The following is a 23,859-nucleotide window of genomic DNA, read 5'->3' as shown; positions in this document are numbered from 1 at the left end:
GACGCAAATAATCCGTACAAACACGCAGAATTTTTAGGCTAGCATCAGATACCATTCACACATCGCGTTGAATCTACCCGCTCCATATGCTGCAAATAGTGCTCTCGCCGTTCAATAAAAAGACTATTTCCCGCTATGCGTTTTGCCTGATGTTTGGCAGTTGTTGCGATGGTCGAAATTTCATGATGCGAACTAAATATACCTGGGGCTACCAAAACTGCGCCGATAGAAAGTGTAACCAGTGAATGAAATACGCGTTGCCCCTTGCGATCTATCGAAGAATATCCTCCTTGATCGCAATGCTCCGGTTTAAAGAAATGCATGATTTCACGTGTGAAGCTTGCCAATACATGGCGACAGCGAATTTCCCAGTCGAGACTTTGAAACAAAATGATGAAATCATCTCCACCAATATGCCCGATAAAATCCCGCTCCAAGTCGCACGCTTGTGACAACATATTGCCTGTAACGCGAATAACCTCATCCCCTTTGCGATACCCATAAATATCATTAAATGGTTTGAATGCATCCAGGTCACAATAGCAAACACAGAATATGACCTGACTCTCCAGCAAACGGTCAATATGTTCATCAATGGGCACATTCCCTGGTAACAAGGTAAGCGGATTGGCGTAACGTGCTGCCGTTATCTGCAACTGGGTAATCTCCCGCATTAAATCATGGCCGGTACCGACACCGAGGTATTGACCCCGGTCAGTGATGATGAAACCATTCGACAAATGGCGCTGCCCGGCAGCCACAACCGCATTACTCAATTCTTGTAAACTGATGTTTTTATCCACCACTAACGGTGCCGAATCCATAAATAAGGTGCAGGATTTCTTGCCGTATAGTTCCCGCCAATAAGGTCGCGCGTAAGCATCAATTAACCGGTTTCGGGTAATGATTCCAATTGGAATACCCTGTTCGACCACAGGCAGTGACTCCAGAGCCAGTTGCGCATTAAAACGGTCATACACTTCATCGTTATCCATTTCAGGTGTAACAGGCGGCACTGAAATCAACAGTTTCATGGTAGACAAAGTTTTCTGAATAACGGTATTTTTCCGGGGAAAAACCATAATTCCATTATGATTCAGGCTATTGGCAGCATCCGTCGATATGATGGTGGCTGGTATCGCATTGGGGCGGGCGATGAAATAACCTTGCCCGAGTAAAATGCCAAGATCCTTAACAATCATAAATTCAGCATGGGTTTCGATACCCTCCGCAATGATCTGAGTGCTCGAATTTTCAGCGATTTGCTGGATAGATCGCACGAACTGCAGTTTGATTGGATCCTGATTGATGTTCTGGATGAAGTGCTGATCGATTTTGACATATTCAGGCCTGAGTTCAAACCACAGACGCAGGCTGGAAAATCCTTCGCCCAGATCATCAATGGCAATTTCCAGTCCCATTGAGCGGTAATGCCGCACAGCTTCGAGCAGCAGAGAATAATCATAGGTTGGCTGGTTCTCAGTTAATTCGATGACAACACGATGCGGCTCTAAACCCAGTGAACGCATGTAATCCAACGTTTCTCCATTCTTAAAATTTGCATCAAGCAAGCATTCAGGGCTCACGTTCAAGAAAAGCTTTCCCATTAGTTTTTGTTGAACAAAAGCTTCCAGCGTAACCTGACGGCACAGCCGCTCTACTTCCAGCAGCAATCCAAATTGCCCAGCCGCTCTGAACAAACTGAGCGGTGAATGCAACGGACTGTTGGATGGTCCGCGAATTAATCCTTCATAGGCGTAAATCTCGCCTGTAGCCATAGAAATGATGGGTTGGAAGTTCGGAGTTAGCTGACGCTGCTCGATAATCTGGATAAGCCGCAAGAATATTTCGCTACGGCTCGATTCATGGGTTACAGCAAAATCAATTGCCCTATCGGGTAAAATTTTTCTTACATTCACATCCATACAATAACCCTGCAAACAAATTGTCATGATCAACTTTAACAAAGAAATATGTAATTTTTATTACAAAACATGTTATGCAATCAATCAACAGCGATAGATTGATGAGAAATTGGATTTCAATGAAGATTCACTCATAAAGATAGTAATTGATATATACTGTATAAATAGTTTATATTGTTCTTCGTAAGCTATTCCATTTCCAATTCATCACTCTAAGGGGATTAATCATGACAAAGAAAACCACACCAAATGAAAAAACAAAACCTGTATCAACTACTGAAAGTTCTGTCGCAAAAGCGCCTGTTGCCGTAGTAAAAAAAGCAGCCATACCTAGCAATACTGCAAGCAAAGAAACTAAGGCAGCGCCTCCTGCAACCAAGGGCGATACAGAGAAGCAATCGAAGAAAGACAAACCCAAGAAAATTAAAATGATCCGCGATAGCTTTACTCTGCCTGAAGGCGATTACGCCAAACTGGCTGAACTGAAAAAGAAATGCCTTGAAGCAGGAGTACATGTAAAAAAGAGTGAACTGATGCGGGCAGGGCTATTACGCTTATCCAAGCTGAATAGATCAGCATTACTCCAAACGGTAGCCCAGGTGGAAATAATCAAAACAGGACGACCTGCAAAAGAATAATTTGTAATAGTCGCGCCCCGGCCTGACAGTCACTTCATCCAGCCGGATCGCGACTATTCCAATTGAATAGCAGATGCTGCCTGTGCTTTACGTTTCGCAGTTTTTGTTGACAATACAGTCAATAATTAATTACGGATGTATCGTGTAAGTCATTTTAAACTAATGATTCTTTGCTACGACGCACCATGAATCCCAGTAAGCCTAATCCGGCTAACAACATAACATAGGTTTCGGGCTCTGGAACTGCCGCCACCGTTTGAGGTAGATAAACAGAGCCTCCCAGATCTGCATCCTTGAAGCCGATTACGAAGAACTGATTATCTCCGGCCGCGGTTGTAAAATCATTATCGTTGGTTAATATCAGTGTGTGATAGGTATCTGTACCGACGATTACATCATCACCGAAAGCCGCACCTTCCAGCTTGGCTGGGATGTTTGCATCAGTAATTCCGTTTGCATTGAGCAATGCCCTGATATCAAGGAACAAACTTTTATCCGGATGCCCTTGATTAGCTAACAGATTTGTTTGGCCACTAATACTCGTTATGTCGGTAGCGCCATCCAGATCAACCTTCCACAACTGCTTGATCGCCGCATTTGAGCCGTCACCTAGTCCCTTACCATCCCGTTCGAGAACCAGGAATTCATGATTATTAATGGCGAGTATTTCACTGCTGTTGTAATTTTTTGTGCCAATCTGATTATCATACGCAAATTCATGCGTTGCGCCGGTAGCAATATCTATTGAAACTATGCGATTGGCCCGCCCACCGTCGCCACCATCCTGCAACAATGGGCTTTGCATAAATCCAAATAGAGTTGTGCCGTCCGGGGAAATCGCTAGTCCCTCCATGCCTTTGTTGGCAACCCGGCCATCGGTATTGCCGCTGATCTCTGCGGCACCATTTGAACTCAGGTTTTCTACGGCTAAATTACCCGGCAAAGCGAAAGAATTGATACGATCGCCAGTCTGGCGATCAAACTGGTAAACATAAGGGCCGTATTCATCTGAGATAAACACGCTTTTACCATCATTCGAAACACGAATGCCTTCAGGGTCAAGACGTCCGTTATTTGGATTGAGTGAGTTGCCTGCTCCAAAATTATCCGAGCGGCCACTGAAATAATTAGTTGTCGCAGTGTTTATAGCCGGTGCGGCGCCGGGTGCATACGTCAAGGATGTGGCGCTTGAAAGCAAGGTGGTATCGTCTAAGGTAGCTGTAACTGTGAGAGGTAATGTAGTACCGGCCGAATAGCTTAAGCCGATCGTATGAAAGCGGGAGATATAGGATGTAGTGTTATCCACGGCACTTCCGCCGGTATAGGCGAGAGCATTCGGACCTCTATCTGGCAGTGCCAAGAAAGTATTGTTGCCAGCATAGGCAAAGCCAGAGCCCATTCCACCTAGAAGATTAGCAGAGATTCCACTTTCGAGTGTGCCAGTCAAGCCTGACAAATCGCTTCCGGCACCTGGAAGACTACCGATACCAAGCAATACTGGCGCTGCTTGTGCAGCGGATGCCACCAATGAGAATGCCAGAAGCACTGGTAGAATTATTCTTGATTTTTGTTTAAAAGTTTTCATGCTTATTTCCTTTGAGGTTTAACGAAATCCTGCCAGTCAATCAATACTGACACGGGATAGTCTTGAAATTTTTGCATGATGGAATGACAGCATCATGACAAAAATATTAATCGAGTGAGTCGCGAGTAGTAGAGGGATGGCCAAGACTATGTGTTGAAAGCTTTGAATCTGCGATTTTCGCAATCTTGGCCATTACAGACATAGAACTCTGAGGAGGTTGATCTATCAAATTTTTGGGTGGGTTCTGAATTCATAGAAGCTTCTTATGAATAAGAAGAAAAACTTACTTGCTCCCAGCGATGGCTCACCAATGAAGGCGACGCAACAACGATATCTTCTTATTCTGATGGGATTGCATGCGATGCAGGATGTCATCCAATGACTGGATTGCTTCGATAATATGTGATCCTTTGTTCAGCATAACGCATTCGGCACGCACACCCATCGCCGCATCGGTAATTTCAGCGCGGCTGGGTTTGCCGCTCTTGGATAATCCCTCCAATACCTGCGTAGCCCATATCACTGGCAAACGCGCCGCCTCGGCCAGCCAAAGAATTTCTTCCTGCAATTCCGCTAATCTCTCATAACCACATTCCACCGCCAGATCACCACGCGCAATCATTACACCGACATTTGATGATCGCAGCAAAGTCAACAACAGTTCCGGTAGATTCTCAAATGCGGCACGCGTTTCTATTTTCAGCACGATACCCAATTTTTCAGCTTTCAAACGCTTCAAATGCTTTTGTAATAAAAGAATGTCAGCAGGCCTTCTGGCAAATGAAAGTCCGACCATATCAGCATGTTTCACGACAAATTCCAGATGCTCGATGTCCTGTGCCGTCAGGCCATTCAACTCAAGCCGGCTATCCGGTAAGTTGATGCCTTTATTTGCAAGCAATTTCTCTCCACCCTCGCGGGCTTGCGTGATTTCAACAACTAATCTATTTCTACAGACACTGCGAATTACGCCACCGATTCTGCCATTATCAATCAGGATACGTTCGCCTGGCTGGACGTTTAGAAATACTTCCGGCAAGGAACAGGCAATACTGGCCGCATGCAGCAACCGTCCGCGCGCATCGAATTGCGCTGGCTTACCCGGCAAAGGTTCAGACGTAATATTCAGACTATCTCCAATGTGCAAGCGGATCAATTCGGGTATGGGGGATAGCGCACCGACAATGCCGGCACAACCAGTCCGGCGCGGGTGTCCGGACATGGGTACCCGTAGGCGATTGAGCTCTATACCAGGCGTGATATAGGTGGTTTGATTGGATTCACCCCAAAAGCCTGTCCCAATTTGACTAACCAATTGCACGATACGGGAGGAACCCCGTGCGTCAATAAATTCAATAATATCGCGCGATGTCGCTTTTGCCAGCCAATCGCCCTGTACAGGCAGACAAGCATCTGCAGGAGCCGGGCTGGGAGAAGTATCGCTTTCGGAATGCAACCATATTCGCGCGGGTGCAATTACGTTGCCATATAGATTTCGTTGTGGTTTCCATTTGAGAACGGACGGACCGGGGGCAATTTCGCCGGTGCGCAACTTGGGGCCTCCCAAGTCCATGAGGATACGGCAAGGCCTGCCGGTTTCACGGCGTGCCAAATTGATATGCTCAATCATGCGGTTCCATATTTCAGGTGTATCATGCGCACAATTGATTCGGGCGCAATCCATACCATGGATGAGCATGTCTTTGATCAGCAAATAATCGTCTGCCACTTCGCCTGGCATCGTGACCATGATCCGGACTCGGCGATGCGAGGGAGACTTGCCAAATAACTGATTGGTATTGCTTTCAAGCTGTGCCGCGCCTCCCCCAGAGGCGGTAGGCGATATTTTGTCAGCCGATTTCTTGCTTAATGCGCAACTCAAAAGATCAATGATCGCATTGAGATTGGCGAAGACATGCGATTCCATGCGACCTAACGACGAGAGACCTACTGCCGCCAATCTTTCTTGCAGCGACCGTATATCCCGTCGCCTCAAGCCAAGATAGTGAATCAGATTAATGGTACTGGATAGATGGGAAGGATTTACATGCTGCAGTGTTGTCGAGGATGAATACTCAAGTTCCAACAGCTCACTCCGCAACCCTTCCAGTTCATTCAGCAAGCTGACATAGGGATGCAATTCTTCAGATTTGCGTAAACTCGGTTTCTGTTTGTTCATAATCCCAATAATTTTCAGGGATTCAAAAAGTAATTTTATAAATTATAGAAAAATTTGATTACATAAATATGACGAACCACTAGTTGCACACACTTATTTGAAAGTTAGCTCAAATTACACTGATTACGGTTGGCGCCAATGACTTGGAAAAATCACTACGCTTTTATCGCGATTGTCTTGGTCTTGCAGCACAAGAGATCTTAGGCACAGAATTTGGAGCGATTGGAATGTGATGTCAAATAGGGAGATCAAGTAAATTTCTTTTAAATTTTAACTAACCTTGATAGCCGGTATTGAACCGAGCATCCCCCTTATATAAAATGTATACTTAAAATGGTTTTATTTCTGCGTGAGAGCCTGGTTGCTAGCATCGCATCAAATTCACAATGGAGTTTCCGATGAAACTCAATACCCCTTTGCGTTATCCAGGTGGAAGAGACAAATTATCCGAGTTCATTAAGTTAATTTTTGAACAAAATAATCTATTAGATGGAAATTATGCTGAACCATACGCGGGCGGTGCGGGGATAGCATTAAATTTACTAACCCACGGTTATGTATCTTGCGTCCATTTGAACGATGCGAATCCTGCCATATTCGCTTTCTGGCACAGTGTTATCAATCAACCGGAAGCACTTTGCAGAGCTATTCACGATGTGGAAATAACAATGAAAGAATGGCAACGGCAGAAAGCCATTCTAGATTTCCCTGCGAGTCACAGTCCACTAGAAGTGGGATTTTCAATTTTTTTTCTAAATCGAGTTAATCGCTTAGGAATCCTCTGGGGAGGATCTGACGATGGAGTGAACCAAGATTGTCATTGGAAACTTGATGCACGCTTTGACAAGGTTGACTTAATTCGCAGGATCGAGTGGATTGCGCTGTACCGTTCACGGATTCATCTATATAACCAAAATGCGGCAGATTTTATTAAAACCGTATTGCCGACACTTCCCGAAAAAACACTTATTTATATTGACCTCCCCTCCTTTGTCAAAGGACGCCGGCTTTATGAAAACCACAATTTGCATAATGCTCACGTAAGTATTGCAGAACTGGTCAAGGAGCATATCACTCAGCACTGGATAGTTTCATGCGACAGCAATCCGGAAATTATTCAGATGTACAGAGGTTATCCGACCAAATTCTGTGATATCAATCACTACTCACGACATCACGGCAAAGATCCTAAGGTTATGTTTTTCAGCAAAAAACTAATCATTCCTAACTTGAAGAATTCATCAAATCTAAAGACTGCCTAGAATCATAGAGACAAGCTATGATATGCCGCTATAGAATTCTCAGTAGGGCGTGTAAAGGCCGAAAATTCATCTAATTTGTATGAAAAAGAAAATTTTAAAGCATCTATCCATTTAAAATAGATCAAACTGAAGATGATCAGCAGGAATAAATAACAATGACTTAAGTTTTCTTAGCGGAAGATCCCGCTCGCTTATGTCTAGAAATCCAAGAAATTGAAATAAAATGCAAAACGGGAAGCATTATTAAATTCTAAGCACATATATTTTTTGCTAACTTTCGTTTTAGCTTTCTATTGGAAACTGACTTTAAATATTTTTTCAAACTTACCAGTTTACGCTTGCGGTCATGAATTTCTGGCCAGCACTTTAATATACGCTTGACGTAGAGCAAAAAAACCGTTGTTTTGCGCTTATGTTTGCCACTGGGACTTTGCAGCAAAACTTGTTCTCTGAAATGTTTATCAAGCTTACCGAGAATACCGGCCTCTTCAAATGCTTCCAGTGCCGCTACTTGTCTGTTATTGAGCTTCTTCTCCAATTTCCCTGTGGGTATAATCCACTTTCGTTCCGCACGACTGGTTATCAGATATACCTTGAGCCTAGTTTTGCTCATGACGATAGGGACCACTGCGATTCGCTTTTTCTTATGATGTTGCTTGCTAGCCATAATCCCGTTTATCTTCCTTGACCGGATGGGCATTCTGATAGCGTTTGTATTCAATCATACCTAAAGCTGCAAACTCCGACGGTGTAAAGGCAACAGCTTCCACTTTAGATTAGAACTCTACTTCTAAAAATATCAAAGGTCTGTGTGTTTCATTATAAATACCCTACTCAATTCAATGACCATTCGGAATAAAACTATAACGCGATTTTTCTAGCTGCATATCCTTGGTCATGGATCATGGAAATTCAATACGTGCTCGTTACTAAAAATCTCGGATTTTTTCCGGCGCAAGTCCGAATTTTTTCTCAATTAAATAGAATTTTTCACCCTTATGGCAAACCCGCAATTCTCGATTCGATTCAAGGATAAGATATCTTTATTGCATATCTACTTTGACTGCATTTGCCATTGCGGATAGCATCAACTCGCTGAATAAAAATTTTTTCCATCTCAATTGCTATAACTTATCCACACTTTCTCGCGGTTTCTGAAACTTCCTTCCAAAGTTTTATATAAGCGTAATTAGCTTGTTGGGACTTAGCAAAAACATCGACAGGTGCTTTGTGTACGCCCATTTTCTCGATATCTGATGAATAAGGAATGGTTGTAGTCAGAAACATCTTGTATCGTGCAGACATGGCATCCATTGTTGCTTTGTGCAGTGATTTTTGTACCTGAACCATTGAGAAAAAAGGTACGATCTTATTCTGCGGATAATCATTTTCCTCAAAAAATGCAATCAGCTGCTCAAAAGTCCGTTCTGAAAGCGGGGTAGGAATAACAGGCACCAAAACCAAATTAGATGCGATAAATATAGATTCCGACAGATAGCTAATGGATGGCGGACAGTCTAATATCACCATGTCATATTCTTTATTGAAGCCTTTTAATATGCGCTTCAAACGATTTTTGCGTTTTTTGAAGCCTGCCAACAGTGTATCAAAATTACGAAAACTCAAGTGTGCCGGAATAATATCCAGATTTTCAAAGTCACTTGCTTTAATGTGTTTTACCAAGTTTTCATACGCATTAAAAAAGCGCTTTGCCCACTTCTTTGAGGATGGCTTGATTCTGAAATAGAAGGACGAGGCACCTTGAGGATCCAAGTCAATTAGTAATGTTTTTAACCCGGATTTGGCAGCCCAGTAGGCAAGATTGACTGCGGTAGCCGTTTTTCCGACGCCTCCTTTCATACTATAGCAAGCAATCACTTTCATTCTGAATCTCCTGGCTCAACTGCACCAAATACCAAATCGAATTCAATGGTCATATTTTCTGTGAAAAAATCTGCTAATGCGCCTTCAACTTTCGGACGTTCTTCTGTTTTCTTTTGATACAAAATTGCTATCAAACCACTCAAGGCTTTTGACAGCTCAATCCGGGTATCATCAATATAACTGTTTAAAAACTCGATCTGAATACAATAGTCATTGTAGTCTCCCAATACTGTTTGTATCTTTTTAATTTCACTGACTATTCTACCTGTACGTTTCTTTGGTAATAAATCAACAAAAAATTCGATCAAGTAGCGAAGCTTTTTAAATTCAATACGTAATTCATGAATTTTTTCATCTGCTGACTGATTATTAATAACCGCGTTCATTGCGAGCATTTTATGATAGCGCTTTAACAATAATTTTTTTACAACTTGCAATACCGGTTTTGATGCCATGGGTGTTTGAAAAGTAGAGCCCTGAGATAATTCTTCCGCACAGGCAGCGGCATCGCTCCTATACTCTGTAGAGGACAGATATCTAGCCACTTTATTTTTTTCTTGCTTGCGCTGTTTTTCAATTAAGCGGTACAGCTCGTTTAAGCCGCTTTCAAAATTTGCTGGCAGCATCGCACGATAACTGTCTTGCGTCAGTATAAATACGTCTAGATCCCGCAGCTTATTCGTTTTGCTTGCAATTGAAGTTAGTCTGGGTTTTAGCGTATCCAGCATTGAGGCCGGCAATGCTTTTTTTAACAAACTGATTAATGATCTTAGTTTTCGAACGTTAACTCGAAATTGATGCAAAAACTCGGTATCAGTATCTGCAATTACGCCACCAACATAAAGTTTTGTCTGATCAAGCATAGCAATGGCTATTGCTCGTACCGCTTGCTCTGTCCGCATATCCTCCGTCAGGAATAGTAGAGTGCTTTGTTTGGGTTCGAGAGCCTGGATATCTTGATTCATTAACAGGAATCTCAATCCAAAATGACTAATTTCTGCCTTAATGAAGGGCTTGAGTAGCTGTTCAGCCCGAGTATAGTATTTTGTATAGCCACGCAACGCTTGTAGCGTGAGATAAAGGGAAATTTTGTTGCCAACCATCGTTTGTGTTAAACGACCTTTCACCACTATTTTTTGATCGCCATTGCGTAATGAAAAATCCGTCTCAAGCAAGTCTATGGATGCGATAGGTAATACCGCGCGCAAACCAACTAAACTTTGCAATTTGTCTTTAGCCTGACTCTCTGAAAATTCCCACCAGAATCTGGCATCGCTTGATGCGCTAGCTTCGTCAATACTGTCAAAAGGATCAATGAGCCGAAACTGCTGTTTATCTACTTGGCAAAGTAGATAATTCGCCTTCCATAGATGAGAATCAAAATCATCGTAAAATTGTAGTTTAGAGGTTGTGCCCGGACAAGCTTCAATATCAAACTCAGATGATATTTCAGCGAGAATGTCGGTGTTCTTAGCCACTTCATTTAATTCCCAGGTATTTTCTGGCAATGAATTCATTTTTTAATTTGGCGCTGCTGTTTAAATATCAAGTATATTGCTTTCTAATCGTAACAAGGTGTTTCTTTGTCTAATTTAGGAGAGTCTAAAAAAGTAAGGGCTTCTCTGCAGCGACAGAATCTTACGGACACATAACAGAATATGCCCCTCTACCGTTTTTAGTTTAATTTGAGTACGAATCAAACAAGCATTGAGTAGCCGGAATGATAGTTCTGTCTCCCATGTTCTCCAGTTTGCGATAGGGCGTAATATGTTCCCAATTAAAAGCCTTAAGGTTCACAGACGGGGCGATGTGCACCCATGACGGTGTCAGCAGTACGACTGGTGCTCACAAGCCGCCTCATTCAGAAAATGACGTTCGGATTCCGGCAGCGAGCACGGGAATGGCAAATCATCCTGCCTAAGCACGTTAATAGTCACGATTATTCCAGTGGGTGATGCAGATATTCAACATACTATCGATAGTATGTATGGGAGACAACCAGATAAGCATGAATTATTCAATACATGACTTACACGATACTGTAATAATTAATGACTAGTATTGTCATTTTATTAAACAAATTAGCTATCCATGCCGCGAAAGCAAAAGAAGATATATGTTCCTGATACTTCAGTTATTTTATACAACCACAACGCAATCTATAGCTTTGAAGAAAATAATGTAACCATTCCAATCACCGCACTTGAAGAACTTGATCATTTTATTGATCCGGCCATTAAATAGTTTTAAGCGGCATATTTTACATACGGATCCTGGAAGTACGAAGCAACGCGCTCTGGATTATTCTGCAGCATCAACATATGATCATCGACAGCGGCATGTAATTTCTCCTTGGTACGCACCGGAACTTTCGAACCGATAGCCTGCTTCAAATCTGAGTTTAATCTTGGCTATGTCACCGTTAAATAGTGGTCTATACTGTTTTCATATGAATCAATGAGATAGGATCTTTGATGAAAACTGAAGAATTCCAAATATTAGCGGCAGAACTTGCAAGATTGACGCCGCACCAGAGAAGGTTATTAGCAGATTGTTTGCACAAGATTGGGCATATTCAGGCCGTCAGTACGTTGATTGAAAATCGTATACTGGTCACGCCATTGTGCCCCAAGTGCGGTCATAACCAAATTGCACGCTGGGGATCGGCTTCTGGGTTACAACGCTATCGCTGCTGTGCCTGCCGCGTCACCTTCAATACACTAAGCGGAACACCACTGGCACGCCTGCGCCATAAGGACAAGTGGCTGGAATACGCGCAACAAATAGCATCAGGTCAGAGCGTGCGCACCAGCGCAAAAGTCTGCGATATGCATCGCAACACGGCATTTCGTTGGCGCCATCGTTTTCTTAAGCTGCCTAATGAGCAGAAAGCCACAAGTTTGGTTGGCATTGCTGAAGCTGACGAAACCTTCTTTCTTGAATCATTCAAAGGTAAGAAACACGGTATGACGCGCCCGCCACATAAGCGTGGCGGCAAAGCATCGAAGCGTGGTTTGTCCTCTGAACAGATTCCTGTGTTGATTTGCCGTGACCGTACTGGGAACACATCTGATTTCGTTTTGGAGAAGGCTGACAAAGAGCACATTGGCGCGGCACTCAAACCATTGCTGGCAAACGATGCAGTTCTCTGTACTGATAGCGGCAAGGCATTGGGTACCGCAGTGCGGAAAATCGGCATCGCCCACCGCCCAATCAATCTGGCTGCAGGTATCCGGGTTGTCGGCAAGATCTACCACGTGCAAAACGTGAATGCCTACGACGGTCGACTCAAAGAATGGATGCGCCGATTTCACGGCATCGCCACACATTACCTTGCCAATTATCTCGGGTGGCGACGACTGATTGATCGTGCTCATGGTTCCTTGTCTCCCCGCTCAGTTTTGCTTGCCGCGTTGGGTATGAATGACATTCAACAATTAACGGTGACATAGCCAAGATTAAACTCAGATTTGAAGCAGGCTATCGGTTCGAAAGTTCCGGTGCGTACCAAGGAGAAATTACATGCCGCTGCCGATGATCATATGTTGATGCTGCAGAATAATCCAGAGAGCGTTGCTTCGTACTTCCAGGATCCGTATGTAAAATATGCCGCTTAAAACTATTTATTGGTCGGATCTATAATAGCCAACTCTATACAAATCTGATTCTTCCAGAAAATCTTCGGGACAACTTCTGGGCACTTCAGGACAAATGACATCTATCAAAAAAATTAAGGCAATGTCACAATTGGCTGTTGAAAATGATTTGCAAAATAACATGATTTATTTTTAATCAATTGGTTATATGTTTTCATGGTTATCAAAAAATCATTTGTCGTCAGTGAATTGGAAAATTCAACAATTAACTGTTACAGAGCCAAAATTAACATCGTTATAATCAAGCTGGTTCCAGATCGAAAAAAAGTTTGTATTTTGGCTTTCGCTGATATGATAAATCGTACTGCTTAATGGCCGAATCTATAAATGGAGAAAATTGTGATAAAGAAACAGATACAAAATAATAAAAGGAAATCTGTGTATTTCATTTTATGCTGCTTTACTTTGGTGTTTCAATTACTTGTAGGAAAAGAAGCTTTAGCAATCAGTTTTAATATATCGACCACTTCGCTAACTGGACAAACTGGGCAAGTTGCCTTTGATTTTATAGATGGTGGATCTCCTGATAATTCATTCATAATCTCCAATTTTGACTTCGGGATAGGTTCGTCAATAATATCTACCTCTCTAATTGGCGGTGTTTCTGGTGATGTTTCTTCAACTATTTTATTTGCTGATTCTGATTTCTTTAATGAGCTTCTTGTATCTCTCACGTTTGGTAATAAGATAAGCTTTGATATCGTGACAGCAACTAACTTATCTCCAGGCGGATCTTCTTTTCCTGATGCATTTTCTATTTTTCTACTTGATGAAACTGGTCAAGTGTTGATAAATACATTTGATCCAACTGGAGCTGATTCTCTTTTTCGCTGGGATTCTGGAAGTAGCCCAACTGCTAATATTTATTCACCAATTGTTTCCTCTGTTCCAGAGCCCGGTATTATTTTATTCTTGCTTGTTGGAATACCTATCATAATGTATTCCGCTCGAAGCAAAAAAGGGAGACTTAGCAATGCGTATTAAAATACAAATAATCCATTTTTATATATCAGCGTGTTTATCACTTTTATTTTTACTTAGTGGTGGGTCTGCATTGGCTGTTAATGGGAATCAGATATCTTTATCTGAAAGCGCAACTGACTTAACTAGTTTGTTTAAAGTAGATAGATCGGGTCTGGTATTTAATCGATCAACTAATACTTATGACTCAATAATTAGTATCACAAACAAATCCAACCAACAAATACAATTACCTGTTGCTTTAGTAATACTGGACACTCCGGCAGGGGTGTCTGTTAACTCTCCAAGCGGTATAACTTTAGAAGGGAATCCTTACCTTATTGCTGGTTCATCAGGCCAATCACTCTCCTTTGAAGAGTCGCTGACCATTAAATTAAAATATTCTAATCCATCGAGATTCAAAATTTCATCGACATTTAGAATCCTTGCATTTCCTATAATTAGTGATGACGGATTAGGTGGCTCTGATAACAACAATAATGGTGTACGTGATGCCATTGAAGCAAACGTTACTTTTCATTTTAATAGTTCTGCCAGACAACAAGCAGCAGCTTTTCAAGTACTAGCTGCATATCGTACGGCTCTATTAAATCAAGGTACTGTACAAGAAGCATTCGATTCAGTATCTAACTATTTCAAAGCTGAAGAGTGCATGAAAAATATAATGGGGGCCTTTACGGGTAATTACGAAGCGTATAAACAAGGATCGAATTATCTTAGAAACATTATGCTTGATAATAAGGACAGAATAAAAGCATGGCTACAGTTAGGCGATATGGCAGCTGGCCAGGTTTTTTCGGATCCGGTAGGGCAGCCATGCACTTTCGATTCTAGTTCTTTGCCAAATTAAAAGGTATTCCATGAGGATAAAAATGAAAACCATATTTTTTGTATTTTTACTAACGCTTTCATTGTCTAATAGCGCATATGCCACATTAAACAATGTCTGTTCTTCTGGATATAGTGTTTTTTTTGGAAATGGTGTAAACAATGACATAAATAAAATGGACCGCTCGTTAGATCAAGTCCGGCTGATACTCGGTAAAAATTATAATAGTGAGCAAATTCAGTATTATAAAGCTCAGAATGATAGTAATGGGTTATTACTTGATCTGCTGACTACTTTTGAACAGAAAATGGCTGAGGACCCAACTCTAGTATGGAGTATGCTTCTTGATTTTATATCCGGTGAAACAGTTTCTCATGCAATAGTAAACTTCTTATCAGATTACTTCCTAGGCAGTCAGATTGACTATACAACTCAATTAAAACAGAATCTCGCCCAGTTCACTCAATACTCGGACTCAACTTTAATCGGCCATGTTGAAGCCTACACAATGCAATTAACACAAGGAAGGAAAGTGATGGTTGTTGCCCATTCGCAGGGAAATTTGTATGCCAATGCTGCATATTATAGACTGGCGAGCAATCCACACATCGAGATTGATGCATTTGGCATTGCTGGAGTGGCAGATCCTGCAAACGAAGTGGCTGGAGGAACACCATATGTAACTTCAAAAAATGACATGGTCATTAATGCTCTTCGAGCTATTGAAACAGCCACGTTACCATATAACGATTCTTCTGTACCCATAAATACAAACGATTTATTGGGGCATGGTTTTGAAGAAATATACACAAATTCTACTTACTCAGCTATTAGGTCACACACAACATCGGTTATGAATACTACATTAAGTAGTCTTCACACTAATGTTAATAATACCAATGGACCAATCACGGCAACACTTACGTGGGATATTCCTGGTGACATTGATTTGCACATATATGAACCAAGTAGCACCCATGTCTATTACGCTTCTAGGCAAGGTTTAGCAGGATCTTTGGATCGTGATGATACAACTGGAACCGGCCCTGAACATTACTATACGTCTTGTAGTAATGTCATACCAGGAACATATTCATTTGGCGTAAATTATTATAGTGGCTCTGGTGCAAAAACTGCAACGATTCAACTAAATGTATTGGGAGAAATCCTCCCTAGTCGTAGTATTATTTTGCCACAATCGCGGGGTTCTGGTGGTAATGGCTCACCATCAATCTTATTTAATGTAACCCTTAAAAAAGATCTGGATGGAAGTTATACTTATAACTTGCAATAACATGTTCGTCAGTATAAAAAATTCGGTCGCTTGCGGCCGAATTTTGAATAAGGAATTTCTGCATTTTGAGTAGCATGTGGGCTGGGGTAAGCTAAAAACCCCAGAGGTGCAATAGCAAAATTTTATATCAGAGAGATGTAATGACCATGCTACTAAGACCAACCAATCGAAATACCCCTGATCACAAAATGTTGTGTTTATCGGTTTATTAAAAATTGTCAAAGACCGCCGGGCTTACTTAGTCGTCCCTGAAAAAGTATCAAACAACAGTTGTTCTGGAAAAGCTACCCGAGAAAACTGGTGCCTACTAAAATGCATGCCCTGGTAGTTTAAATTTCCATCAAGGAATCCGATAAATTTGCAGTTTTCGCCATGGGAAAAAGAGCCAAAAAATGGCCAGCAGCCATTGTTTCAGATTCCAGGCGGCAGCAGCCATCAGCAGGTTGATGCGATCGCCAATAGCGCCTTTCAGATAGTTCCTCGCCATTCGATAATCCGATTTCAGGTGGCCGATAATCCTATTTTCCTCAGTTGATTCCAGTAAAATTGCCACAAATGTATTTCTAGTAAGGGATTGCGGCAGAATAGGAGGCTCACCCAATGGGTGAAATTAAATTTGAAAAGAAGACACTGGTCGAGGTGATCAATACTACTTTGCAGGAGACGGAACAAACGGCGGCTGAACAAAGCGTAGCCACCCCTGGTGGCTGGTTTCACGTTCGCTGGGACGAAGGCGGAAGCACCACAGCACTGGGGCACTGGGGCAATTACCGTTCTTTGCCGAGTTTTTGGAAGTTTCCGGGTTATTCACCCGCTGGGTGGATGGATGTCCAATGGATTACACCAGTCCCAATGCACCCAAGGTAGTTGATGTACTTGGCACCTGGCTATTATCGATCTTGGATGGACAGCGGCGCTATGCACATGTTGTGTATCCCTCCAACCCCACCATCTACTCACATTCCTTCATTAATGCTTCAATATCCTCCGGTGCGAACGGCAGCAATTCATCGATTCGGCTATTAGGCCAGGTAGGGAGTTTTTCGAGGGTGTCGGCTAGCCATTGTGCGGGGTTGAGGCCGTTGAGTTTTGCGGTGCCAAGTAGGGTTTGAATGGCGGCGGCACGTTTCTCGGCGCGTTTGGAGCCGGTGAACAGCCAGTTTTTCTTGCTGAGCGCGATGGGGCGAATAGTGTTTTCGACGGGGTTGTTGTCAATCGGCAGGTGCCCGCTGCTGGCGTAGCGGATTAGGCTTTGCCAGCGCTTCAAGGTGTAGTCGATGGCTTTGGCGGTGCCGCCGCCATCGGCAGTTTGGGCGCAGGTTTGTAGTAACCAGTCGTGCAACGATTGCAGGATCGGCAGGCTTTTTTCTGCGCATAGTATCTGCCGGGCTTCGGTCGATAAGTGCTTGCCTTCGGCTTCGGCGGCGTAAAATCCGCCAACGCCAGCACCTCATACGCGACGGTGCTGGCGTTGGCTTGGTGCAGGTCGAAGAATTTGCGGCGTGCGTGCGCCCAGCACCCTAATTCAGTGCAGGGTGATGCTGTTTTGGAGAATAAAGCCTTGTAACCACCATAGTCGTCGACCAGCAAGTGGCCTTGCCAGCTGTTGAGGAAGTTTTGCACATGTTTGCCACTACGGCTGGTTTGGTAGTCGAATACGATGATGCGCGGCCCCGACTCAAAATCGTTGCTGCGATATGCCCACAGGTAGGCGCGCTGCGTTTTTCCACTGCCGGGATCAAGTTGCGCCACCGGGGTTTCATCGACGTGTAACACAGAGCCATGCAATAAGTGCAAAATCAGCCGGTCAACCAGCGGCTGCAGTGCCACGCCTACACGTCCGATCCATTCCGCCAACGTGGAAAGCGATAAAGTGACACCTTCCCGGGCGGCGATTTGTGCGATGCGATACAGCGGCAGGTGATCGAGGTATTTGCAGGTCGTGATCCAAGCAAGCAGTCCGGTTGTTGCCATACCGCCGTCGATGACGGCGGGTGGCACGGGTTCCGCGACCACGGTTTCGCAAGTCCGGCAGGCGTATTGCGGGCGGATGTGGCGGTGTACGAAGAATTCGGCGGGTTTGACGTCCAGTTGTTCGCAGACATCTTCGCCGATTTTTACCAGATCGCTGCCGCACTGTTTGCATTGGCAGGATTGCGGCTCATGGCGGTGTTCGATGCGCGGCAGATGATCCGGCAACGGTTGGCGCCCAGCGCGTGCACGCTTAGGTTTCTGTGGAGAAGGCAGCGGCAATTGCTCGATTTCCGCTTCGATCGCCGCCACATCGGTTTCCCAGTCTTCTTCGAACATACTCAACTGTGGCTGCGACAGTGCTTCGCTCTTCACATCGTAACGAATGCGGCGCAAGTGTGCCAGTTCCAGCATCAGTGCCTGGTTCTTCGCTTCCAGCAGTTTGAGCTCGTTTTGTAACGCTTGGATCAGATTCGATACCTCGGTTTTAACCACTGGCGCGAGGTTCAGATGATCCAATTCAATTGACTGTTTTGCGTGCATTTTCATGGTGTTATTATACTGCAAAACCCGCGCAAAGTGACGTCAGTATTGGCTTTAGCTATATTTTCGCGCGCAAGATTGTAACCCCAAACGACGCCAATCCACCCCGGCAATCAACCACTCCCATTGCGACGAAGTCAGTTCCATCCCACCCGTATCCGAACGTTCCCAAACGAACCGCCCCTGATGCAAGCGGCGCTGGCACAACCACACGCCGGTGCCGTCCCACAGCAGCACCTTGATGCGATTGCCCGCGAGATTGCAAAACACAAACGCTGAACCCGCACATGGCGATCGCTGCAACGCCTGCTTCACCAACACCGACAACCCGTCAATGCCGCGACGCATATCCACCGGCTCAACCATCAACCAAATCTTCCCTGGATTCGCAATCAAAGACACTTCAACAACTCCCCCAACCAATGCGGCGAAACCGTCGACGGCAGCTCCAACACATGATCGCCCTGGCCGTGAAGACGTATCGTATTCGCCGGCATAGGCATTGGCTTGATCGTGACCGGAACCAACGCAGGCGGCCGAATAACTTGACCGGCACGATGCTTGCGAACCCAATTGCTAAACGTCTTGATATTCAAACCATGTTCCCGGCAATAAGCCGCCTGCGACATATCGCTGGTTTGCCATGCTTCGATATGAATTCGTCGCGCTTCTGATGATGACATCGTTCCTCCTTGTAAATGGTTTGAGGATAGCGATGATGTATCAGGGTGTTAATGTGGAAGGGTTGGAGGCTTACATTTCAGACATATGATTATTCGATGAAGTTTAAGTGAATTTAGGATGAATTGATCTTGTGAGCAGATTTGAAAGCCACTTGGCCAAGATCTTCATTAAACAACTGGCTACCACCGGTTTTTATGACTCAAGCAAACAATTTCATTTTGGTTGGAAGTACCGGAAAAGACAAAAACCATCTGGTAATTTTTGGGCAGCTCGGCCTTTCACTTGGGAGGATGTGCAAGTTTCTATACCGCCAGTAAGTACCTTGATAGTTATTAGATCCTGCGATGGTGCGAGCTTTCTACCGAAAGCTCGCTTGTTCAGGTTTATTGGCAACTATTCAAAGGATCAATGCAGTACGCCACATTCGTCCAGCTGAAAGGCTGAGGCTTCCTTGGATCAATGGTCAGACGCAACCATTCGGAAGGCGCTGTAGTTGATCCCTGTACGGTAATTCGAGTCAAATTGGGCACGGCCTGGGTGTGATGGATAACACCAGTAGCGCTATTTGGGTTAGCTAAGGGCTGGTCACTGCCATAAACATGAGAGTCACCATTTAATAGCAATACCGGCCCGCCGAAGTCCTGCACCAGGTCAGCCAATTTCTGTACGATGGGCGTGTAGTCGGTAAGTTCACCTGCTGTTACTGCTTCGGGATCCCACATATCAGCCTGAATGCTTATTACCACAGCCCGGGCATGCGTTTCTTTCGCCATATCGAATGCAGATTCCAACCAGCGGATATCAGCGCCTGTACGTTCGGCGACTTCTTGATTCTGGGCGGTCGGATTATCGAAGCCGCCAGTCCAGGGCAAGGTGTCGTTGTTTGATCCGGGTATGTTCAGTGTCACGAATACGACTTTGCCTTGTTTCCACATCACGTTTTCTACGAATTTGGCATCGGTAGGATAAGCCGGATCAAAATATTGCGCCTGACTTTTTACTTGCTTTTCCTTACCCAGTGTAAAGCCGGGTTTGGCAAAGAACAAGCTACGTAGGCTAGCCAGTTCCTTAAGTGGATCGCCGCTCTTCAGTTGCTTGGATTTATGGCAATCAGCCCATTCGTTGTCGCCCGGTGTGTAAATTACTGGCTTATTGAATTGCTGGAATTGGAAATAGACTTTCTGGTTATAGCCTGGATTAGATTCTGGAATCGGTGGGAAGATGTCGGCGCTGGTGCAAGGCATGCTGCCGGCATGGATATCACCCACGTGAATTAAGTGGCTGACAGCGGCATCTGCATTGACGGAATCTGTTAGTAAGTGCGCATTATCTAGTAAATTCTTATTATATGGCCAATCTCCGATCACCGCGATGGTAATGGGGCGGTCAGAGTGTTCGTCTTCATGGTTTTTGTCGACAGCGTAGATGGAGGCCGCATAAATTAAGCCGATGCCGCACAAGAATGAGGCCGGTAAAAAATTTTTCAAAGTCAAAAGAGGCATTTTCATTGTTAGTTGTTCCCTTATAAATCCTGAATTGCTAGGAAAGATAGCCACCCATGCACATGTGAGGAGAATGCTGGGGTAGCCCACTACCAGCGCAAGATAGATCACTGGTAATTCAATTATAAATAGGCCACATTACAACTTGATGTACACTTGTTGACAGTAACTGCTGCACGTGCGGCACGCAGAAAGCTGAGTGCCGCAGCATATGCTACAAATTTACCCTCTTGCAGGCCGCCCTGTATTGATCACCACCTGGGTCAGGTACCGAATCGCGAATCCCATACCGGCAACGCACACACCGAGAATCACAAAACAAAAATCATACTTAATTCATCAGCTATATTCACAACCCGCGACCAGTCCATACGCTTTCCTCGCAGCAGAATTTTTTTCAATGAATGTTCTTTAGTATAAAATGAAGCCTATATAAATTGACATGAGATATCTGGTTAATGGCCGAAATGATAGAAATTATTTTTTATTCTGTAATTGCACTGGTTGCAGGATTAAAAGTTGCGCAGATAATAAAGGAAAAGTTCTTAAAATAAGAACACCAAGTATCTCCATGAACAGGCAGTTGAGAAGCGCATTCAAGGCGGCCGATGCAAGGCAAAATGCTAATAAAGCAAACTTAGAGTCTGAGTTTTAACGCACCGCTGCATCGCTGGGGTCTGGTACCGCATCACGAATCCAAAACCGGCAACATACATACCTCAGAGTTACAACACAAAAATCATACTTAACTCATCGGCAATATTCTCAATCCGCGACCTGTCACCATGCTTCCTGAAGGTAGTGGGGAGGGTAAAGTTCTGCAAAACTTAATGAACTTGATTGGATACCCGCTTGACCAGTCCCTCCAATTCCTCCAGAAGCTTGATCAGTCTTTTCAGAACTGAACGAAGTTGATTGCTGCTTAATCATATCAATTAATTTCCGGGTAATTAAATTCAGCAGTTACATGATCACTAAGGAGCCGCTGAATTATTAGAAATGTGTCATTCCGACAAAAACCGGAATCCAGAAGAATCAACGAACTGGGCACCGGCTTTCGCCGGTGCGGCGAATAATTCAGTAGCTCCCTAATTATGTCGGATTGCATAAATAGGATAGAGAGAACCGTACTAACCAAATTTGCCAGTAATATAATCTTCTGTAGCTTTCTGCCTGGGTTTGGTAAAAATCGTATCGGTATCACCAAATTCGATCAGTTCTCCCAGGTACATGTATGCCGTATAGTCGGAAACACGCGCTGCTTGTTGCATATTGTGGGTAACAATAACGATGGTGTAATCCTCCTTGAGCGAAAAGATCAAGTCTTCAATCCGCGCGGTAGAAATCGGATCAAGCGCTGAGGTCGGCTCATCCAGCAACACCACCTCGGGTTTCACCGCGATCGTGCGTGCAATACACAGGCGTTGTTGCTGGCCGCCGGAAAGACTGATGCCACTTTGGTTCAGCTTATCTTTAACCTCCTCCCATAAAGCAGCTTTTTGTAGCGCCCATTCCACCCGCTCTTCCAGCTCGTTGCGAGTTAAGCTTTCATACAGTTTTACGCCAAACGCCACATTATCGAAAATTGACATCGGGAATGGGGTAGGTTTCTGAAAAACCATACCGACTTTAGCCCGCAGCATATTGATATCCTGCCTCTTGTCGAGAATATTCATGCCGTCCATCATGATTTCACCATGAGCTTCCTGGCTGGGATAGAGCTGATACATACGGTTAAAAGTGCGCAATAGCGTGGATTTTCCGCATCCGGATGGGCCGATGAATGCGGTAATTTTTCTCTCCCAGATGTTCATGTTAATAGATTTCAGTGCCTGGCATCTGTCGTAGTAAAAGTTTAAGTCATTGATGGTGGCTTTGGCAGCAGTCGATTTCGAATGGCTTATATTCATCTCAGTTTTTAATTTAGGTTCGTGCATCGTTGATTGTTGGTAATCATGCGATCCAATGAATTTGCTGTAAAACAGCATTTGTTGGTTTCTCATATTAATGATCCTCTTATAAACGTTAACCCGAAATTATTTACAGTGGCCTAGGAGGCTATCCGAGAATAGAGCAATCTAATTTACCAAAGCTTGTTTACGTAAAAAGAATCGTGCTGCGATATTCAATCCCAAAACGCTCAGCGTGATGAGTAGCGCCCCAGTCCAGGCCAGCTCCTGCCAGTTTTCGTATGGACTCATAGCAAACTGAAATATGACAACGGGCAAATTGGCCATGGGTTGGTTCATGTCCGCATTCCAGAATTGGTTGTTAAGTGCAGTAAAAAGTAACGGTGCGGTTTCTCCGCTGATGCGTGCAATGGCCAGCAGCACACCGGTCATTATGCCGACTTTGGATGCGCGCCAAGTGACCAGCGTTACTATTTTCCATTGCGGTGCGCCCAAAGCGGCAGCCGCTTCGCGCAAACTATCCGGAATAAGCCGTAGCATATCCTCAGTGGTGCGCACAACAACCGGAATGACAATCAACGACAGTGCCAACGCCCCGGCCCAGCCGGAGAAATGTCCCATCTTAGCAACATAGACGGTATAAACAAAAAGACCAATCACAATTGACGGCGCTGACAACAGGATGTCGTTAATGAAACGAGTGACGGGAGCAAGCCAGCCGCGCTGGCCATATTCAGCCAAATAGGTGCCCGCCATGATGCCGATCGGCGTACCAATCAAGGTAGCAAGTATTACCATCGCCAGACTGCCGGCGATCGCATTGAGCAGACCACCTTCACTACCCGGCGCCGGTGTCATCTGGGTAAATATGGCCATGCTGATTCCGCCGAAACCTTTTTCAAATAAGGTAAACAATATCCAGAATAGCCAGAACAAACCGAAAACCATGGCCAGTGTGGCGAAGGTAAGATTAATGGTATTGACAATGCGCCGCCGGGTATATATTGGGATCATGA

At 44.1% G+C, this 23,859-nt stretch carries 20 protein-coding genes and 4 pseudogenes; 10 read left to right on the top strand and 14 right to left on the bottom strand.

Features of this window, described 5'->3' with window-relative positions; genetic code table 11:
* Positions 1-44: 44 nt before the first annotated feature.
* Positions 45-1,925 (bottom strand): EAL domain-containing protein, encoded by a 1,881-nt coding sequence (locus NIT79A3_RS05580; RefSeq protein WP_013965268.1) that lies wholly within the window; start codon positions 1,923-1,925, stop codon positions 45-47.
* Between the two features lie 227 nt (positions 1,926-2,152).
* Between NIT79A3_RS05580 and NIT79A3_RS05575 the strand changes: the two genes are divergently transcribed.
* Positions 2,153-2,563, top strand: coding sequence for a hypothetical protein (locus tag NIT79A3_RS05575; RefSeq protein ID WP_013965267.1), 411 nt, complete (start codon positions 2,153-2,155; stop codon positions 2,561-2,563).
* Between the two features lie 154 nt (positions 2,564-2,717).
* Here NIT79A3_RS05575 and NIT79A3_RS05570 read toward each other — a convergent pair whose 3' ends face one another.
* Complete coding sequence (locus NIT79A3_RS05570) at positions 2,718-4,148, bottom strand: esterase-like activity of phytase family protein (protein WP_013965266.1); 1,431 nt, start codon at positions 4,146-4,148, stop codon at positions 2,718-2,720.
* A gap of 304 nt (positions 4,149-4,452) precedes the next feature.
* On the bottom strand, positions 4,453-6,327 hold the full coding sequence (locus tag NIT79A3_RS05565; RefSeq protein ID WP_013965265.1) for a pyruvate kinase: 1,875 nt from the start codon (positions 6,325-6,327) through the stop codon (positions 4,453-4,455).
* Positions 6,328-6,440: 113 nt separating this feature from the next.
* Here NIT79A3_RS05565 and NIT79A3_RS18605 point away from each other — a divergent pair, with 113 nt between their 5' ends.
* Both NIT79A3_RS18605 and NIT79A3_RS05560 read left to right on the top strand, forming a co-directional pair.
* Positions 6,441-6,560 carry a VOC family protein gene (locus NIT79A3_RS18605; RefSeq protein ID WP_156797164.1) on the top strand — a complete coding sequence of 40 codons (120 nt, stop codon included), beginning with the start codon at positions 6,441-6,443 and terminating at the stop codon, positions 6,558-6,560.
* Positions 6,561-6,725: 165 nt separating this feature from the next.
* Positions 6,726-7,589, top strand: coding sequence for a DNA adenine methylase (locus NIT79A3_RS05560; RefSeq protein WP_013965264.1), 864 nt, complete (start codon positions 6,726-6,728; stop codon positions 7,587-7,589).
* 250 nt (positions 7,590-7,839) lie between these two features.
* Here NIT79A3_RS05560 and NIT79A3_RS05555 read toward each other — a convergent pair whose 3' ends face one another.
* From NIT79A3_RS05555 to NIT79A3_RS05545, 3 genes are all read right to left on the bottom strand, one after another.
* The gene (locus tag NIT79A3_RS05555; protein WP_013965263.1) at positions 7,840-8,256 is read right to left on the bottom strand and encodes an NUDIX domain-containing protein; all 417 of its coding nucleotides are present in this window, start codon (positions 8,254-8,256) and stop codon (positions 7,840-7,842) included.
* 464 nt (positions 8,257-8,720) lie between these two features.
* Entirely contained in the window at positions 8,721-9,473 is a 753-nt protein-coding gene (locus tag NIT79A3_RS05550) for an AAA family ATPase (RefSeq protein ID WP_013965262.1), read from the bottom strand.
* Entirely contained in the window at positions 9,470-10,990 is a 1,521-nt protein-coding gene (locus NIT79A3_RS05545) for a CHAD domain-containing protein (protein ID WP_013965261.1), read from the bottom strand. The genes NIT79A3_RS05550 and NIT79A3_RS05545 overlap by 4 nt, the downstream gene beginning before the upstream one ends.
* Before the next feature lie 574 nt (positions 10,991-11,564).
* Between NIT79A3_RS05545 and NIT79A3_RS18180 the strand changes: the two genes are divergently transcribed.
* Entirely contained in the window at positions 11,565-11,717 is a 153-nt protein-coding gene (locus NIT79A3_RS18180) for a PIN domain-containing protein (RefSeq protein ID WP_013965260.1), read from the top strand.
* A gap of 2 nt (positions 11,718-11,719) precedes the next feature.
* Here NIT79A3_RS18180 and NIT79A3_RS18600 read toward each other — a convergent pair.
* Positions 11,720-11,881 (bottom strand): annotated as a pseudogene (locus tag NIT79A3_RS18600) (IS630 family transposase); the annotation flags it as partial.
* Positions 11,882-11,947: 66 nt separating this feature from the next.
* On the opposite strand from NIT79A3_RS18600, the gene NIT79A3_RS05540 reads away from it, so the two are divergent.
* The 5 genes and pseudogenes from NIT79A3_RS05540 to NIT79A3_RS05525 all read left to right on the top strand — a co-directional run bounded on the left by NIT79A3_RS05540 (position 11,948) and on the right by NIT79A3_RS05525 (position 16,233).
* Complete coding sequence (locus tag NIT79A3_RS05540) at positions 11,948-12,925, top strand: IS1595-like element ISNtsp3 family transposase (protein ID WP_013965259.1); 978 nt, start codon at positions 11,948-11,950, stop codon at positions 12,923-12,925.
* A 3-nt stretch (positions 12,926-12,928) separates the two neighbouring features.
* Positions 12,929-13,090: pseudogene (locus NIT79A3_RS18595) on the top strand (IS630 family transposase); the annotation flags it as partial.
* 378 nt (positions 13,091-13,468) lie between these two features.
* Positions 13,469-14,113, top strand: coding sequence for an NF038129 family PEP-CTERM protein (locus NIT79A3_RS05535; RefSeq protein WP_013965258.1), 645 nt, complete (start codon positions 13,469-13,471; stop codon positions 14,111-14,113).
* Entirely contained in the window at positions 14,103-14,960 is an 858-nt protein-coding gene (locus NIT79A3_RS05530; RefSeq protein WP_013965257.1) for a hypothetical protein, read from the top strand. Before NIT79A3_RS05535 ends, NIT79A3_RS05530 begins: the two co-directional genes overlap by 11 nt.
* A gap of 22 nt (positions 14,961-14,982) precedes the next feature.
* Positions 14,983-16,233: a hypothetical protein gene (locus NIT79A3_RS05525; RefSeq protein WP_013965256.1), complete on the top strand. Its 1,251-nt coding sequence runs from the start codon at positions 14,983-14,985 to the stop codon at positions 16,231-16,233.
* Between the two features lie 340 nt (positions 16,234-16,573).
* Here NIT79A3_RS05525 and NIT79A3_RS19350 read toward each other — a convergent pair.
* Positions 16,574-16,750 (bottom strand): annotated as a pseudogene (locus NIT79A3_RS19350) (IS5/IS1182 family transposase); the annotation flags it as partial.
* An 83-nt stretch (positions 16,751-16,833) separates the two neighbouring features.
* On the opposite strand from NIT79A3_RS19350, the gene NIT79A3_RS05515 reads away from it, so the two are divergent.
* On the top strand, positions 16,834-17,100 hold the full coding sequence (locus tag NIT79A3_RS05515) for a hypothetical protein (protein ID WP_041360170.1): 267 nt from the start codon (positions 16,834-16,836) through the stop codon (positions 17,098-17,100).
* Positions 17,101-17,185: 85 nt separating this feature from the next.
* On the opposite strand, the pseudogene NIT79A3_RS05510 reads toward NIT79A3_RS05515, so the two are convergent.
* The 6 genes and pseudogenes from NIT79A3_RS05510 to pstA all read right to left on the bottom strand — a co-directional run bounded on the left by NIT79A3_RS05510 (position 17,186) and on the right by pstA (position 23,857).
* Positions 17,186-18,753: pseudogene (locus NIT79A3_RS05510) on the bottom strand (IS66 family transposase).
* A 48-nt stretch (positions 18,754-18,801) separates the two neighbouring features.
* Entirely contained in the window at positions 18,802-19,149 is a 348-nt protein-coding gene (gene tnpB, locus NIT79A3_RS05505; protein WP_013965255.1) for an IS66 family insertion sequence element accessory protein TnpB, read from the bottom strand.
* On the bottom strand, positions 19,140-19,430 hold the full coding sequence (locus tag NIT79A3_RS05500) for a hypothetical protein (RefSeq protein ID WP_013965254.1): 291 nt from the start codon (positions 19,428-19,430) through the stop codon (positions 19,140-19,142). Before NIT79A3_RS05500 ends, tnpB begins: the two co-directional genes overlap by 10 nt.
* Before the next feature lie 384 nt (positions 19,431-19,814).
* On the bottom strand, positions 19,815-20,924 hold the full coding sequence (locus NIT79A3_RS05495) for a hypothetical protein (protein ID WP_348225735.1): 1,110 nt from the start codon (positions 20,922-20,924) through the stop codon (positions 19,815-19,817).
* Between the two features lie 1,139 nt (positions 20,925-22,063).
* A complete protein-coding gene (pstB, locus tag NIT79A3_RS05490) occupies positions 22,064-22,843 on the bottom strand; it encodes a phosphate ABC transporter ATP-binding protein PstB (RefSeq protein ID WP_049785407.1) in 780 nt (259 codons plus the stop codon).
* Between the two features lie 168 nt (positions 22,844-23,011).
* Positions 23,012-23,857: a phosphate ABC transporter permease PstA gene (gene pstA, locus NIT79A3_RS05485; RefSeq protein WP_013965250.1), complete on the bottom strand. Its 846-nt coding sequence runs from the start codon at positions 23,855-23,857 to the stop codon at positions 23,012-23,014.
* Positions 23,858-23,859 lie beyond the last annotated feature (2 nt).

Origin of the sequence: Nitrosomonas sp. Is79A3 (assembly GCF_000219585.1) — a bacterium.
Lineage (GTDB): Bacteria > Pseudomonadota > Gammaproteobacteria > Burkholderiales > Nitrosomonadaceae > Nitrosomonas.
The sequence above is the reverse complement of the archived record's forward strand: the minus strand, read 5'-3'. Positions and strand labels throughout refer to the sequence as shown.

Bases quoted from the DNA above. Each gene is read 5' to 3' on its own strand.
- pstA (WP_013965250.1), bottom strand. From the start codon at position 23,857: ATGATCCCAATATATACCCGGCGGCGCATTGTCAATACCATTAATCTT.
- NIT79A3_RS05550 (WP_013965262.1), bottom strand. From the start codon at position 9,473: ATGAAAGTGATTGCTTGCTATAGTATGAAAGGAGGCGTCGGAAAAACG.
- NIT79A3_RS05515 (WP_041360170.1), top strand. From the start codon at position 16,834: ATGGGTGAAATTAAATTTGAAAAGAAGACACTGGTCGAGGTGATCAAT.
- NIT79A3_RS05555 (WP_013965263.1), bottom strand. From the start codon at position 8,256: ATGGCTAGCAAGCAACATCATAAGAAAAAGCGAATCGCAGTGGTCCCT.
- NIT79A3_RS05540 (WP_013965259.1), top strand. From the start codon at position 11,948: ATGAAAACTGAAGAATTCCAAATATTAGCGGCAGAACTTGCAAGATTG.
- NIT79A3_RS05500 (WP_013965254.1), bottom strand. From the start codon at position 19,430: ATGTCATCATCAGAAGCGCGACGAATTCATATCGAAGCATGGCAAACC.
- NIT79A3_RS05580 (WP_013965268.1), bottom strand. From the start codon at position 1,925: ATGGATGTGAATGTAAGAAAAATTTTACCCGATAGGGCAATTGATTTT.
- NIT79A3_RS05525 (WP_013965256.1), top strand. From the start codon at position 14,983: ATGAAAACCATATTTTTTGTATTTTTACTAACGCTTTCATTGTCTAAT.
- NIT79A3_RS05530 (WP_013965257.1), top strand. From the start codon at position 14,103: ATGCGTATTAAAATACAAATAATCCATTTTTATATATCAGCGTGTTTA.
- NIT79A3_RS05560 (WP_013965264.1), top strand. From the start codon at position 6,726: ATGAAACTCAATACCCCTTTGCGTTATCCAGGTGGAAGAGACAAATTA.
- pstB (WP_049785407.1), bottom strand. From the start codon at position 22,843: ATGAATATAAGCCATTCGAAATCGACTGCTGCCAAAGCCACCATCAAT.
- NIT79A3_RS05565 (WP_013965265.1), bottom strand. From the start codon at position 6,327: ATGAACAAACAGAAACCGAGTTTACGCAAATCTGAAGAATTGCATCCC.
- NIT79A3_RS05545 (WP_013965261.1), bottom strand. From the start codon at position 10,990: ATGAATTCATTGCCAGAAAATACCTGGGAATTAAATGAAGTGGCTAAG.
- NIT79A3_RS18180 (WP_013965260.1), top strand. From the start codon at position 11,565: ATGCCGCGAAAGCAAAAGAAGATATATGTTCCTGATACTTCAGTTATT.
- NIT79A3_RS05575 (WP_013965267.1), top strand. From the start codon at position 2,153: ATGACAAAGAAAACCACACCAAATGAAAAAACAAAACCTGTATCAACT.
- NIT79A3_RS05570 (WP_013965266.1), bottom strand. From the start codon at position 4,148: ATGAAAACTTTTAAACAAAAATCAAGAATAATTCTACCAGTGCTTCTG.